Source organism: Methylosinus sp. KRF6, assembly GCF_018887255.1.
Taxonomy (GTDB): domain Bacteria; phylum Pseudomonadota; class Alphaproteobacteria; order Rhizobiales; family Beijerinckiaceae; genus Methylosinus; species Methylosinus sporium.
In genome coordinates, this window is record NZ_JAHLJF010000001.1 from 1,159,376 (window position 1) to 1,172,061 (window position 12,686).

16 protein-coding genes are annotated in these 12,686 nt (G+C 66.7%); 4 read left to right on the forward strand and 12 right to left on the reverse strand.

The annotated features are described in order from the left end of the window. The first annotated feature begins 11 nt into the window (after window positions 1-11). On the forward strand, window positions 12-137 hold the full coding sequence (locus KP010_RS23035; protein ID WP_256448884.1) for a hypothetical protein: 126 nt from the start codon (window positions 12-14) through the stop codon (window positions 135-137). Between the two features lie 110 nt (window positions 138-247). Here the strand turns inward: KP010_RS23035 and KP010_RS05610 are convergent, their stop codons facing one another. The 6 genes from KP010_RS05610 to KP010_RS05635 all read right to left on the reverse strand — a co-directional run bounded on the left by KP010_RS05610 (window position 248) and on the right by KP010_RS05635 (window position 6,139). Further along, window positions 248-922, reverse strand: coding sequence for a biliverdin-producing heme oxygenase (locus KP010_RS05610; protein ID WP_142863945.1), 675 nt, complete (start codon window positions 920-922; stop codon window positions 248-250). Then, window positions 919-3,501 (reverse strand): HWE histidine kinase domain-containing protein, encoded by a 2,583-nt coding sequence (locus KP010_RS05615; RefSeq protein WP_142863944.1) that lies wholly within the window; start codon window positions 3,499-3,501, stop codon window positions 919-921. Before KP010_RS05615 ends, KP010_RS05610 begins: the two co-directional genes overlap by 4 nt. A 262-nt stretch (window positions 3,502-3,763) precedes the next feature. Continuing rightward, complete coding sequence (locus KP010_RS05620) at window positions 3,764-4,177, reverse strand: DUF2267 domain-containing protein (protein WP_142863943.1); 414 nt, start codon at window positions 4,175-4,177, stop codon at window positions 3,764-3,766. A 120-nt stretch (window positions 4,178-4,297) separates the two neighbouring features. Continuing rightward, on the reverse strand, window positions 4,298-4,759 hold the full coding sequence (locus KP010_RS05625) for an SRPBCC domain-containing protein (RefSeq protein ID WP_142863942.1): 462 nt from the start codon (window positions 4,757-4,759) through the stop codon (window positions 4,298-4,300). A gap of 60 nt (window positions 4,760-4,819) precedes the next feature. Next, a complete protein-coding gene (locus KP010_RS05630; RefSeq protein ID WP_142863941.1) occupies window positions 4,820-5,158 on the reverse strand; it encodes a Rieske 2Fe-2S domain-containing protein in 339 nt (112 codons plus the stop codon). 120 nt (window positions 5,159-5,278) lie between these two features. Further along, window positions 5,279-6,139, reverse strand: coding sequence for a bifunctional 5,10-methylenetetrahydrofolate dehydrogenase/5,10-methenyltetrahydrofolate cyclohydrolase (locus tag KP010_RS05635; RefSeq protein ID WP_142863940.1), 861 nt, complete (start codon window positions 6,137-6,139; stop codon window positions 5,279-5,281). Window positions 6,140-6,472: 333 nt separating this feature from the next. Here KP010_RS05635 and KP010_RS05640 point away from each other — a divergent pair, with 333 nt between their 5' ends. Continuing rightward, entirely contained in the window at window positions 6,473-6,793 is a 321-nt protein-coding gene (locus KP010_RS05640; protein ID WP_142863939.1) for a hypothetical protein, read from the forward strand. Between the two features lie 130 nt (window positions 6,794-6,923). On the opposite strand, the gene KP010_RS05645 is transcribed toward KP010_RS05640, so the two are convergent. The 6 genes from KP010_RS05645 to KP010_RS05670 form a co-directional block, all read right to left on the reverse strand. After that, window positions 6,924-7,709 (reverse strand): sulfite exporter TauE/SafE family protein, encoded by a 786-nt coding sequence (locus KP010_RS05645; protein ID WP_142863938.1) that lies wholly within the window; start codon window positions 7,707-7,709, stop codon window positions 6,924-6,926. Window positions 7,710-7,719: 10 nt separating this feature from the next. Next, window positions 7,720-9,411, reverse strand: a complete 1,692-nt coding sequence (locus KP010_RS05650) for a bifunctional protein tyrosine phosphatase family protein/NAD(P)/FAD-dependent oxidoreductase (protein ID WP_142863937.1) — start codon at window positions 9,409-9,411, stop codon at window positions 7,720-7,722. 76 nt (window positions 9,412-9,487) lie between these two features. Continuing rightward, on the reverse strand, window positions 9,488-9,691 hold the full coding sequence (locus KP010_RS05655; RefSeq protein WP_216280519.1) for a DUF2892 domain-containing protein: 204 nt from the start codon (window positions 9,689-9,691) through the stop codon (window positions 9,488-9,490). Window positions 9,692-9,723: 32 nt separating this feature from the next. Next, on the reverse strand, window positions 9,724-10,146 hold the full coding sequence (locus KP010_RS05660) for a DUF6691 family protein (RefSeq protein WP_142863935.1): 423 nt from the start codon (window positions 10,144-10,146) through the stop codon (window positions 9,724-9,726). Beyond that, window positions 10,140-10,571: a YeeE/YedE family protein gene (locus KP010_RS05665; RefSeq protein WP_142863934.1), complete on the reverse strand. Its 432-nt coding sequence runs from the start codon at window positions 10,569-10,571 to the stop codon at window positions 10,140-10,142. Before KP010_RS05665 ends, KP010_RS05660 begins: the two co-directional genes overlap by 7 nt. After that, window positions 10,571-11,491: an MBL fold metallo-hydrolase gene (locus KP010_RS05670; protein ID WP_216280520.1), complete on the reverse strand. Its 921-nt coding sequence runs from the start codon at window positions 11,489-11,491 to the stop codon at window positions 10,571-10,573. Before KP010_RS05670 ends, KP010_RS05665 begins: the two co-directional genes overlap by 1 nt. Window positions 11,492-11,581: 90 nt before the next feature. On the opposite strand from KP010_RS05670, the gene KP010_RS05675 reads away from it, so the two are divergent. Continuing rightward, complete coding sequence (locus tag KP010_RS05675) at window positions 11,582-12,241, forward strand: peroxiredoxin (protein WP_142863932.1); 660 nt, start codon at window positions 11,582-11,584, stop codon at window positions 12,239-12,241. Next, window positions 12,238-12,636 carry a metalloregulator ArsR/SmtB family transcription factor gene (locus tag KP010_RS05680; protein ID WP_142863931.1) on the forward strand — a complete coding sequence of 133 codons (399 nt, stop codon included), beginning with the start codon at window positions 12,238-12,240 and terminating at the stop codon, window positions 12,634-12,636. The genes KP010_RS05675 and KP010_RS05680 overlap by 4 nt, the downstream gene beginning before the upstream one ends. The last annotated feature ends 50 nt before the right edge of the window (window positions 12,637-12,686 follow it).

Here is a 12,686-nt window from a genome sequence, read left to right on the forward strand (position 1 = left end):
CCGGCCGGCAAATGCCCGAGGCGCCGTATTGGATCGCCGCCGCCGGCCTCGATTGGCGCATCGGCGGTATCACTCTGACGCCCATCATCCATATCGTGGCGGCCGCGGCGACGGCGCCACGGGGCTGCTCGACATAGCAGTGAAATATAAATCTGAACTCTTCCACGGATTGATAAGGGGACGCGAGCCTCACCGTCGCCAATCTCTTCGACCAACGCTGCATCGGCCAGATCAACAACGACTATGTCTAGCAGTTGTCGATCTCGGGAATCTGTTTCCCCGCCGCGCCGCGCACGGTGATCGGCAAGCTCAGCGTCGAATTCTGATCGGCGAGCCAAAGCTCGATCGCCTCGAATGTCGCGCGCGCGCCTTCGGTCATCTCCGGCAGCAGGCCGCGCGCGGCGCCGTCCTCCAGAGCCGCGCAGCATTCGCGCCAAACCGTCTCGTCGCCGCTCGAGAGAAAGCGCCGCCCGCGCAGAACGCCGGCGCCGAGCAGCGGATCGAGCGCCGCGGCGAGTCGCGCGGCACCCAGCGTCGAGCCCTCGCGCACATAGAGCGCGCCGAGCCATTCGCCATGGCCGCGCGGCTCGAGCCGCCTCGCCATGGGCAGAGCGGCGATCGTCTCCTCATCTGCGCCGAGATCGACGAGATCGCGCGCCAGCAGATGCGTGCGCGCGCGAATGAGCCGATCAACGCCATGCCGGCGCGCGGCCGCGATCAACGCTTGCTCCAAGGGCAGGTGAAATCCGTAGAGACGCGCCAGCAAGCGCCGATATTGCTCCTGCGTGATCGCGCCGGCGGCCAGCGCCGCCAAGGAAGGATGACCATGCAGCCGCAGATGCGCGGCGCAGGTCGCGCGGCGTAGCGCCGTGCGCGTCGGCGAGAGGCGCTCGTCCGCTCGCAACGCGTCGATGCGCGTCATGGCCGTGGCACCGGTGGTTGCGACATGACGCGCGACAGCGCGCCGACGAGCTCCTCCGCCGCATAAGGCTTGGTCACGACGGGACGGCCCGCAAATCGCGAAGGGGTCACGGCGCGGTTCGCAAATCCCGTGGTGAAGACGAAGGGGACATGCGCCTCCGCGAGCGCGTCGGCGACCGGCCATACGGGCTCGCCGTCGAGGTCTATGTCGAGCAGAGCGACGTCGCAATCATGCCGCAGCGCCGCGCGCAGCCCATCCCAGACAGTCGCGCAGCTCTGCGCGATCTCCATTCCCCATTCCTCGAGCAGCTCGCGGACCGACAGCGCGACGAGCGCAGCATCCTCGACCAGCAGCACACGGCGATGCGCGAGCGCCGCCGGCTCGACCGCGGCGGCGGAACGCGGCCGCCTCTCGCTCTCCTGCGGGCCTTTGGCGAAAGCGATCTGCGACACGGGAATGCGGATGCGGCATTCTACTCCCGTCGCCGGAAAGCGCAGCTCCGCCTCGCCGCCGAGATCGATCGCCATCGTGCGCTCGATCAGCATACGCCCGAAACCCGATCGCTTCGGCGGCGCCGTCGGCGGGCCGCCGCTCTCCTTCCAGGTCAGCGTCAGCCGCTTCTCGCCCTTTTCGCGGCGGCGGCGCCATTCGACGCGCACGCGGCCGCCCGGCGTCGACAGCGCGCCATATTTGGCGGCGTTCGTCGTGAGCTCGTGAATCGCCATGCTGACGGCGAGCGCCGCCTTCGGCTTCAAGGCCACGGGCTCGCCGTCGATGCGGCAGGCGCTCTCCCTCCCCTGGCGAAAAGGCGCGAGCTCGTCCTCGACGATGGCGCGCAGCGACAGTCCCTCCCATCGGCTCTGCGTCAACAGCGTCTGCACGCGCGCCATTGTCGAGAGCCGGCTCTGCAGCGTCGCGTTGAATTCCTCGAGCGAAGCGGCGGAGCGCGCGGTGAAGCGCACCAGCGATTGGATCACCGACAATATGTTCTTGGCGCGATGCTCGAGCTCGGCCATCAGAAAATGCTGATGCGCCTGCGCCGCCTGCCGCTCGCGCACGGCGAGGTCGAGCGCATGGACGAAGACTTCGAGGATCGCCGAGCGCAGCGATCGCGCGATTTCGATCTCCGTGTCGCTCCAGGCCGACGATTGCAGGCGCGCGGTCTCGTCCCAGGCTTCGAAAGAGGCGCGCGGCGTCAGCGTCTCGCCATCCATCGCGACCGCCTCGGCCGGATTTCCGGCCCAGCGGACCAGCTGCCGCAGCTCGCCGCGAAAAAACAGCACATAATCCTTCGGCGTGCGCGAGATGGCGATGGCGAGCACGCCGGAGGCGACGTCGCAAAAGGCCTCGGCCGGCGCATAGGACAAAGGCAGACGATCGCTGACGAAGAGGCCCTGTTTCGACTGCGCGTGAATCCAGCTCAGCAGCGCGCCGATCTCCTGCGTCGACGGCGTGCGGCCGAGCGTCGCGCACTCACCCTCGACGACGACCGCGCAGCCGTCGGCCTCGATCAGATCGAGCAGATCGGGCTTACCCTCGAGCAGAGCGCCGGCGAGATCGGCGCGACCCGACAGCGCGCCGACCAGCCGGCTCTGGACCTCGCCGGCGCGCATACGCCGCTTCGCCGTCTCGGCCTCGATGCGGCTCTGGAACTCGAGCGAGATCATCTGCGCGAATAATTCGCAGGCCGCGCGCCGGCGCAGATCGATGAAATGCGGCGTGCGATGGTGACAGGCCACGAGGCCGAACAGCTCGCCGCCGACGACGATCGACAAGGACATGGAAGCGCGAACCCCCATATTGGCGAGATAGCGCAAATGCACCGGCGAAACGCTGCGGAGCACGCTATGGCTGAGATCGAGCGGCCGCCCGGTCGCGGGCGAGAGCGCCGGCTCGATCGGCGCCGGCGTGTAGCGGACGTCGGGAATGAGGCGCAGCCAATTGGTGAGATAGAGCCTGCGCGCCTGCTGCGGAATGTCCGAGGCCGGAAAGCGCAGGCCGAGATAGGATGGGCAGCCCTCGGCCGCCGCCTCGGCGATCACGCTCCCCGAGCGGTCCGGAAAAAAGCGATAGACCATGACATGGTCGAAGCCGGTGGCGAGCGCCGTTTCCCGCGCCACCGCCTCGGCGTAGGTCTCCAACGTCTCGGCCGCCGCCGTCGCGGCGAGCATTTTCTGCACGAGTCCGAGCGGATCGCTCTCGACGCCGTCGCGCCGCGGCTCCAGCTCGACGAGAATGACGCCATCGCCGAGATGGACGACGCCCTCGAGCGCGAGCGCGCCATCGCCGGCCTCGGTCTCGAAGGCGAGACAGGAACGCGGCCCGGCGGCGTCGGCGGCGAGCCGCGTCAATCGCGTCGCCGCCACGGCGCCGAGCCGCGCCTCGACGTTCTGGCCGATCAGCGCGCTATGCGGCGCGCCGAGCAGCGCCTGCGTGTCCCCGGCGACCTGGGCGATACGCATATCGTTCGGATCGAGAGCCAGCAGCACGCCATGCGGCTGGATCGCGCCCGGCGCATGGATCGGCTCCCGATCGCAGATCGATAGGTCGACGCGCTCCGAGGCGTCTACTGGCGTCATCGCGTCGCCGCTCCAGCGTCATGTCTGCGATAGGCAGCCATATAAGGCCGGAAGCCTCGGCTCGTAGGGGCGCCGGCGAAGCTCTCACGGTGAATCAAAATTAGCCATTGAGACCCGAGCAGGACTGGATTTCCGCGCGGGCGGTCCGCGAGGCCGGACTGCGGGCGGCGGCGCCTGCGCGAAGGGCGGAACGCGTGACGGCGGAACAAATGGAGGTCGATCTTGACGGCGACCGGCTCGACCCCGGCCAAAGCGAGCGGCCTCAGCCGTTCGGCCAGAGAAATTTCGAGAAGCCCGGAATCGTATCGGTGATCGTCTGCAGCTCGGCGCGGCCGACTGCCTGCTCGGCGAGCACGAAGACCGCTTTGGCGAGCTTTTGCAGCTGCGCGGCGGAAAGCCCCATGCTGGTCAGCCGCGAGGTCAGCTCGATCACGTCTTTTTGATTTTTCCCGACCAGAGTCCCAAGGCCGCCGAGCGCCAATCCGAGCAGGCCGCGACGCGGGGCGGCGAGCGCCTCCACCACGGCCTCGCGGCCGCCGGACACGCGCGCGATCAGCTCGCCGCCGATGGCGGCGTCACGCTTCTCCAGAAACGCGAAAATATGGCCGATCGCCAGACGGGCGGTCGGCGCGGATATCCCGACGTGATTGCCGATCGATGCGGCGATCTCCTCCATATGCCCCCCGTCGGTCGATCGCGCCGAGAGCGGCGCGTCCCTGCTTTTAGCGCGGACGCGCCTTTGCGCCATCCCATGCGACGAACGCGGGAGCCCGGCCCCAGGTTCGGGGCCAGCGCGTCAGGGCTCGTGCTCGAGGAGGTCGGGAATGCGCTTGGCGAGGCTGCGCATCACGCTGTCCGCGCCTTTGAGCATGATGTCATAGAGCGCGTCGGAGGTCGGATCGGTAGAGATCCCCTCCTGGACGAAGTGGAAATGCGTGCCGCCATTCGGCAGGGCGGAGATCGTCCAGGTGACGGTCACATCCATATAGTGACCGAAGCCCTTGAGCTCCTCATGGCCGCCCTTCCAGCGGAAGCTGAGCTTCTCGCCGGGGACGACCTCGAGCACCTTGCATTGGAACTCTCCGTCCCAACGCTCGATCGGGCGGCTCCAAATGGTGAAGGAATGTCCGACCTCGGGCCGGATGTCATTGGGGAAAAACCAGACGGCGAGCCATTCCGAATCCGTCATGGCGCGCCAGACTGCGTCGACCGGATGCTCGAAATCTTTCTCGGTCGTGATGCTTCGCGTCTCGGGCACGGCTGTCGCTCCTGTTTCAGAATTAGAAGCAACAACCCTGCCAAAGCGCCCGGCGACAGCTCACGCCGGAGCGCGCGCCGCCTTCGCCTGGCCGAGATCGACCTGAATCTCGTCGCCCTCGATCTTCAGCTCGTAAGGATGCAGGGCGTTGCGCACGAGATGCGTCACGCATTTGCCATTGACGCCGTCGAAGCCCCAATTGTGATAATTGCAGAGCACGGTCTTGCCGTCGAAACTGGCTTCATTGAGCGGCATGTCGGCATGTGGACAGCGGCCGCGAAAGGCCTTCAGCTCGCCGCCGGCCGGCCAGACCAGCAGGACGCTCTTGCGGCCGGCCTGAAACAAGCCCATGGCCCCTTCGCTCACGGCGCTGGTGTTGCAGATAAAGGTGAACGCCATCGGGATCGCCCTCGTTTCAAGAAGCTTCCCGCCGCGACACGCAAGTTGCGGACCAGAGCCGATCCGGCCGGCGCCGCCCACGCTCGCGAGCGCGCGCCTTCCAGCCCCGGAGCTTATCGGTCACAGTCGATGCGCCGCCTCGGCGTGCGCGATCAGCGCCAAGAGGTTTTCGAGAATGAGGACGGAGGTCAGCGGGCCGACGCCGCCGGGAACCGCCGTGAGGCGAATGTCGAAACCCTCGAGCGCAGCAGCGTCCACATCGCCGGCGAGCTTGCCGTCGATGAAGCCGACGCCGGCGTCGACGACGAGCTGGCCTTCGGAGAAATAGTCGCGCCCGAAGAAATGCGGACGGCCGGTCGCGACGAAGACGATGTCCGCCGCGCGCGAGAATTTCGGAATGTCCTGCGTCGCCGAATGGCAGACCGTGACGGTGGCGCCGGCGTTGACCAGCATATTGGCGAGCGGCTTGCCGACCGTGCGGCCGCGGCCGATGACGACGACAGTTTTGCCCGCGAGCCTCTCCTGCGTCTCCGCCAGCGCGATGCAGGCGCGCGGCGTCGCCGGCGCGATGAAGCGCTGATGCGGTCCGTTTTGCAGCAGCGCGCCGAGATTGCCGACCGAGAGGCCGTCGACGTCCTTATGCGCCGGGACGAGATTGGTCACGTCGATCTCGTCGACCTCGGGCTTGGACGACATGACGACAATGACGCCGTGAATATCGGGCCGCGCGCAGAGCGCGCGCATATGCATCGCGATTTCTCCGTAAGAGCCGGCATGGGAGAGATCGACGCCCTCGAAATCGGCGCCGACTTCCTCAGCGTGCTTGCGCTTGACGGCGACATAGCTCAGAGCCGCCGGATCGGCCGAGCAGACGACGGCCGCGAGCTTGGGGACGACGCCGCGCGCCCTCAGCGCGCCGATCGCTTCGACGAGCGCCGCCTTGCGCGCGGCGACGATTTCTCTGCTGTAGATCTTCTGCATCGGTGAACGCCTTTCGCCGCCCTCGGCCCCCGTCGGACAAATCCCGACAAGCGCAGTCTAGCGGCCGCCTCTCGCGCCGTCGTCGCCATCTCGCGGCGAGCGCCGCATCATAATGCCGCAAGCGCCCGATGCGATCGTTTCTCCGATCTCCTCCGATCGAAGGATTTGGAGGCACGGCGCTTGCGATACCGTACGAATGATCGTCGACGCGTCCCATTTTGGAAGCGGCGGGATCACGCGTTCTTGTTAAAAAAAATGCGTAATTCCAATGCATTGAGAGTCTCGCGTTGTGGAGCTCTCGACCGCGCCAAAACGATACAGATGACATCGACGATGACCAAAAAAAACGAGCCCTCGATCAATTTCGGGCGAGATTCGACGCGCGCGCGCCGGCGTCAGCACCCTCCCCTTTCCGGCGAGCAAGCGCAAAAGTCGTCACTCGGCGAGCCGCTCGCGGACAAGCTGCGGCACGTTCGCGCGATCCTTCGCGCTGTCGAAGAATCGCGGGAGCACACTCTCTCGACGAAGCGTCTCTTCGAACCCACGGCGATCGATTGTCTCAAGCAGCTGGTCGAGGCGCTCGACAAAAACGAAGGCGTCGAAGCCGCCCTCGTCGATGCGCGCACGATTTTGAAGACGGCAGGAATGGGCTGAGGGGGCTCTGCGCCGAGCATGCGCGACCGCCCGGCGAAGGCCGCGCTGCGATCGCGCCTTCCAGAGAAGGCCTGTGATGGACGACGAGTCGGCGACGTGAGAGGCGCGGCCGAAATCGTCTTCTTGCGCCTCATCGCGCGATGAGATGCGAGTTGAACAGCGTGTAGGCTGCGACGGCGAAGACGACGATCGAGAAGGCGACGGTGAGCTGCCCCGTCTCCTTCGAGAGGCGCCGCGCCATAGCCGCGCCCATCAACGTTCCCATCGCGCCGCTGGCGATGATGACGATCGCGAGCAGCCAGTCGATGAGGCCGGAAACCGCGTAAGTCGCCGCCGTCGTCAGGCCGAAGACGGTGACGGCGACGAGCGACGTGCCGACGGCGTTGATCATCGGCATTCCCGTCGAGCCGACGAGGCCGGGCACGACGAGAACGCCGCCGCCTATGCCGAAAAAGCCCGAGAACAATCCCGTGACCAAGCCGAAGGAGGCGACGCGCGGCGCGCGCTCCACTGTGCATTCGACAGCGGCGTCGCCCGCGGCGCCGCGGCCGCGCAGCATCATCACGCCGGTCATGATCATCGCCAGCGCGAAGAGAAACAAGAGACGCTGTCCGTCGAAGCTCTTGCCGATCGTCGAGCCGACGACGGCTCCTAACATTCCGGCCGCAGCGTATATGCCGCCGCAGCGCCATTTCACCGAGCCGGAGCGCGCATGGTTCCACAGGCTGAAGGCCGCATTGACGGCGACGGCGAATGCGCTGGTGCCGATCGCCACATGCGGATCCTTCACGCCGACGACATAGACCAGCAGCGGCACGGCGAGCACCGAGCCGCCGCCGCCGATGAGGCCGAGCGTGAAGCCGATGGCGGCGCCGCAGCCGGCGCTGATCACATATTGAATGAGCTCTAGCTGCACATCGGCCTCGTCATTCTGCAGGCTGCTCGCCCTTTTCGATCATATGCGGCGCGCAGAGCCATTCCTGGCCCTTGAGCATCGCGCGCCAATAGATCGGCGGCAGCAGCCGCTCCTTCAGGAACCACGCCGCGCGCGACGGACGCGTGCCGTCGATGAGCCATTTTGGGAAACTCGGCAGCAGCTTGCCGCCATAGCCGAACTCGGCGAGCACGATCTTGCCGCGCTCCACGGTGAGCGGGCAGGAGCCATAGCCGTCATAGCCGACATGCGGCGCCTTGCCGTCGAGAACCGAGAGCACATTGATGGCGACGACCGGCGCCTGCTTGCGCGCGGCGGCCGCCGTCTTGGCGTTGGTCGTCGCTATGGCGTCGCCGAGCGCGAAGACGTTTCCAAAGCGCGTATGACGCAGCGACTCTGGATCGACGGCGATGAAGCCGCTCTCTGCGGCCAGCGGACTTTTGGCGACGAAATCAGGCGCACGCTGCGGCGGCACGGCGTGCATCATGGCGAATTCGCGCTCGACGCGAATGATCGCGCCATTGGCGTCCTTCTCCTCGAATGTCGCGATCTTGGCGGGGCCGTCGACGGCGACGAGCTTGGATTCGAGGCGCAGATCGATGCCGTAGCGCTTCACATATTCCATCAGCGCCGGCACATAGGCCGGCACGCCGAACAGCACGGCGCCGGCATTGTGGAACTCGACCTCTATGTCGGAGAGCGCGCCGGCGCGCCGCCAGGCGTCGCAGGAGAGATACATGGCCTTTTGCGGCGCGCCCGCGCATTTGATCGGAATCGGCGGCTGCGTGAACAGCGCGCGTCCGCCGCGCAGAGTCTGCGCGAGGTAATGCGTGTAGGGCGCGAGATCGGCGCGATAATTGGAAGTGACGCCATTCTTGCCGAGCGTTTCGACGAGGCCGGGAATAGCCTCCCAATCGAGCTTTATGCCGGGCGAGGCGATGAGCGCGCGGTAGCGCAGGCGCGAGCCGTCGTCGAGAACGACCTCATCGGAATCGGGCGCGAATTCGGCGACCGCTTTCCTGATCCAGACGGCCTTGTCCGGGATGACCGAGGCCATCGGACGCTTCGTCACTTCCGGCTCGAACACGCCGGCGCCGACGAGGGTGAAGCCGGGCTGATAATAGTGGAACTCGGCCGGCTCGACGATGGCGATGGAGAGCGAGGGCCGACGCTTCAAAAGGCTCGCCGCCGCCGCGACGCCGCCGCTGCCGCCGCCGACGATCACCACATCATAGGAGCCAGGACCACGATCGCCGGCCGGCGCGCCGCCACGCGCGATAATGCGCGCCTTCCACGGCTCGAGATCGACGCCGGCCTCTTTCGCCGCGGCGAGAACAGCTTCGGCGCCGAGCGGCATGGCCTGAGACAGCGCCCATAATGCGCTCGCGCGCCTGCCGCTCTTGCAATAGCCCAGCGTGGGACCGCCCGCAGTCGCGAGCGCGCCGGCGAAATCGGCGACCGCGCCGTCGTCTATGCTCGAAGGCGTGACCGGAACGTGCTTCGCCGAAAGACCATGCTTTGCCGCCCATTCGGCGACGTCGCGGAAATTGGGCTGGCCCAGCTCCTCATCGTCGGGACGACAATCGACGACGAGACGAAACCCGTCGCGCGCGGCGCGCTCGACATCGGCTTCGGAGATCTGCGGCGAAACGGAGAAAGCGGACGACAGTTTCGTGAAGCTCATGACGGTGCGTTCCTCTTTTTTATTCGCTTTTTTAGGAGTGTGTCGGGGAGAAGCTGCGACCTGCAAGCGCGTCGGTTCAGACGCGCTTGCAGGTCGAGATTCCGAAGAGACGATAGGCGGGGCAGAAGCAGACGAGGCTGGTCGCAAAGGCGATGATCGCGACGACGCCGAGCGCGATGGCGAGGCCGCCGGAGAGCGCGCCGAGCCAATAGGCCAATGCAATGGCGGCGACGATGGCGAGACGGAAAATACGGTCTATTGTTCCGACATTCCCGGTCATGACTCGCGCCTTTCGTTCGAGTGCTCGGGCTTTCACATTTTCTGCGCGGTGACGCGCTGCAGAACCATTCCGAGCGCCATAGCCGCGACGAAGGGCGCGGCCTCGAGCGGCGCGAGGGCGAGATCGGCGAGCGCCGGCCCGGGGCAAAGTCCGGCGACGCCCCATCCGAGACCGAAGATCGCCGCGCCCGAAACGAGGCGCACGTCGATCGGCGAGGTCGGCGGCAGATCGAAGCTCTCGGCGGCGAGCGGGCGCTCCAGCCGGCGCATGACGCGCCAGGCGATGGCCATTGGCACGAGCGCGCCGATCATCACGAAGGCGAGCGTCGGATCGAAGGCGCCGAAGACATCGAGAAAGCCGCGCACGCGCGCCGGATTCGCCATGCCGGAGACGGCGAGGCCGAGGCCGAAAATCACGCCGCTGAACACGCCGAGGACAGTGGAGCTTTTCACCATGCGAGCCCCGCCGCATTCATCGCCGCCACCGTCGCCGCCGCGACGCTCATGAACACTCCCGTCGCGACGAGCGAGCGTTTGGAGAGGCGCGACAGGCCGCAGACGCCATGGCCGCTGGTGCAGCCGGAGCCGAGCCGCGCCCCATAGCCGACGAGCAGCCCGCCGATCAGCAACATCGCCAGCGGCGGAAAGCGCATCTCGATCGGCCCCGCGAGAAGAACGAGCGCCCCCGCGCCGAGCGGCAGGCCGAGCACGAAGCCCGCCGCCAGACCATCCGGCCCACAGGCCTTGGTGAGGCCCAGCGTGCGGGCGAAAAGCCCACTGACGCCGGCGATGCGCCCGGCGGCGAGCAGCATGATCGACGCGCTCGCGCCGATCATCAGCCCGCCGGCGAGACCCTGCGTCATCGAGGAGAAAAGCGTCATCAGAACACGTCCAAGGGAAGCTTCAGATAGCGCGCGCCATTGTCCTCCGGCGGCGGCAGGCGACCGCCGCGCACATTCACCTGCACGGAGGGCAGGATCAGATGCGGCAGGTCCAAGGTCGCGTCGCGATGCGTGCGCATCTCGACGAACGCGTCCTCGCCGACTCCGTCATGCACATGCACATTACCCTTGCGCTCGGCGCCGACGGTCGTCTCCCAGGCGTAGGCATCGCGGTTCGGCGCTTTGTAGTCGTGGCAGAGGAACAGCCGCGTCTCGTCCGGCAGCGCCATCAGCCGGCGGATTGAGCGATAGAGCGCGCGGGCGTCGCCGCCGGGGAAGTCGGCGCGCGCCGTGCCATAGTCGGGCATGAACAGCGTATCGCCCACGAAGGCCGCGTCGCCGATCACATAGGCGACATCGGCGGGCGTATGGCCGGGCACATGCAGCGTGATCGCCGGAATCTCGCCGATCGCGAAAGTCTCGCCATCGTCGAACAAATGATCGAACTGCGAGCCGTCGCGGGCGAATTCGGTCCCGAAGTTGAAGACCTTGCCGAAGACGTTTTGAACCGTGGTGATCTCGCGGCCGATGGCCAGCTTGCCGCCGAGCTTGGTCTGAAGATAGGGCGCCGCCGAAAGGTGATCGGCATGGGCGTGGGTTTCGAGCAGCCAGTCGATCGTGAGACTTTCACACTTCACGTAAGCGATGATCTCGTCCGCGCCTTTGGTCGAGGTGCGGCCCGACGCCGCATCGAAATTCAGCACGCTGTCGACGATCGCCGCATGGCGGGTCGCGGGATCGTAGACGACGTGAGACGCCGTGAAAGTCGGCTCGTCGAAGAAGGTCTCGACCTGGACCGACGGCCGTTTCGCGGCGGCGAGGATTTGGTCCCGGGCCCGCTCGAGCGCTGCATCCGTCATGGCAACCTCCCCTTTAATTTCATGGTTACATGATTTATGTAATCATATAGCCCGCTTGTGTCAAGCGAGGAATGGGGGCATTTGAAAGCCATGGAAAAAGAACCGACTTCGGCTCCTACGACGGCCGTGCGCGCGCTGCGCGTCGGCGATCTCGCGCCGGTTTTTCAGGCGCGCTCCACCGGCGGCGACATTCGTCTCGATCAGTTCCGCGGCCGCTGGCTGATCTTCTTTTCGCATCCGGCGGATTTCACGCCGGTCTGCACCAGCGAATTCGTGGCGCTGGCGCGCGCCGCGCCGCGATTCGAGGAAGTGGGCTGCGCGCTGCTGGGCCTCTCGGTCGACAGCCTCTATTCGCATCTCGCCTGGGTGCGGGCGATTCGCGACCTTTTCGGCGTCACCGTCCCCTTCCCCATCGTCGAGGATCCGACCATGACCATTGGTCGCGCCTATGGAATGTTGGACGAGACCGCACGAGATTCCTCGGCGATGCGCGCGACCTATTACATCGACCCGGAGGGAATCGTGCGGGCGCTCACTTGGTATCCGCTGACGGTCGGGCGTTCGGTGGAGGAGATGCTGCGCCTCGTCACGGCGCTGAAAAAGGCCGCCTCCGGCGAGGTGATGACGCCGGAGGGCTGGACGCCCGGCGACGACCTCCTGCTGCCGCCCACTAGCGCCGTGCAGGACGCGCTCGCGCCGGGCGCGACCGACCGCTGGTTCTATCGGACTTGCAAAGATTCAGGCAAATGACCGCACTCTACGAATCGCGCGAGCGCGCCAATGAGGCCGCCGAAAGGCTGAAGATTTTCGCGCAGCCGCAGCGGCTGATGATCCTGTCCTATCTCCTCGCCGGCGAGCACACGGTCGGCGAGATCGAGGCCGCGACGGCGATTCAGCAGCCGGCCTTGAGCCAGCAGCTCGCCGAGCTTCGCCGCGCCGAGCTGGTGGAGACCCGCCGCGCCGCCAAGCAGGTCTTCTACCGCCTGACCGACGCCAAGGTGACGCTCTGCGTCAAATGCGTCGAGGCGATCTTCGAAGGCGCCGCCGACCCCCAAGGCGCCCTCGCCGACGCGCTGCGCGCGCCGCAGGCCGAGCGCGAGGCGCCGGGCAAGGCCGGCGCGGCGGCATTCGCGAAGATCGTGTAGCGAGGGCCGGGATGTCAGGCTCCTCGCATCCGGCCCGCCTTCCATGATAT

What these genes read in the sequence shown, in the direction of transcription:
- KP010_RS23035 (WP_256448884.1), top strand. Translation starts at nt 12, where the DNA reads ATGCCCGAGGCGCCGTATTGGATCGCCGCCGCCGGCCTCGATTGGCGC.
- KP010_RS05610 (WP_142863945.1), bottom strand. Translation starts at nt 922, where the DNA reads ATGACGCGCATCGACGCGTTGCGAGCGGACGAGCGCCTCTCGCCGACG.
- KP010_RS05615 (WP_142863944.1), bottom strand. Translation starts at nt 3,501, where the DNA reads ATGACGCCAGTAGACGCCTCGGAGCGCGTCGACCTATCGATCTGCGAT.
- KP010_RS05620 (WP_142863943.1), bottom strand. Translation starts at nt 4,177, where the DNA reads ATGGAGGAGATCGCCGCATCGATCGGCAATCACGTCGGGATATCCGCG.
- KP010_RS05630 (WP_142863941.1), bottom strand. Translation starts at nt 5,158, where the DNA reads ATGGCGTTCACCTTTATCTGCAACACCAGCGCCGTGAGCGAAGGGGCC.
- KP010_RS05635 (WP_142863940.1), bottom strand. Translation starts at nt 6,139, where the DNA reads ATGCAGAAGATCTACAGCAGAGAAATCGTCGCCGCGCGCAAGGCGGCG.
- KP010_RS05640 (WP_142863939.1), top strand. Translation starts at nt 6,473, where the DNA reads ATGACCAAAAAAAACGAGCCCTCGATCAATTTCGGGCGAGATTCGACG.
- KP010_RS05650 (WP_142863937.1), bottom strand. Translation starts at nt 9,411, where the DNA reads ATGAGCTTCACGAAACTGTCGTCCGCTTTCTCCGTTTCGCCGCAGATC.
- KP010_RS05655 (WP_216280519.1), bottom strand. Translation starts at nt 9,691, where the DNA reads ATGACCGGGAATGTCGGAACAATAGACCGTATTTTCCGTCTCGCCATC.
- KP010_RS05660 (WP_142863935.1), bottom strand. Translation starts at nt 10,146, where the DNA reads ATGGTGAAAAGCTCCACTGTCCTCGGCGTGTTCAGCGGCGTGATTTTC.
- KP010_RS05665 (WP_142863934.1), bottom strand. Translation starts at nt 10,571, where the DNA reads ATGACGCTTTTCTCCTCGATGACGCAGGGTCTCGCCGGCGGGCTGATG.
- KP010_RS05670 (WP_216280520.1), bottom strand. Translation starts at nt 11,491, where the DNA reads ATGACGGATGCAGCGCTCGAGCGGGCCCGGGACCAAATCCTCGCCGCC.
- KP010_RS05675 (WP_142863932.1), top strand. Translation starts at nt 11,582, where the DNA reads ATGGAAAAAGAACCGACTTCGGCTCCTACGACGGCCGTGCGCGCGCTG.
- KP010_RS05680 (WP_142863931.1), top strand. Translation starts at nt 12,238, where the DNA reads ATGACCGCACTCTACGAATCGCGCGAGCGCGCCAATGAGGCCGCCGAA.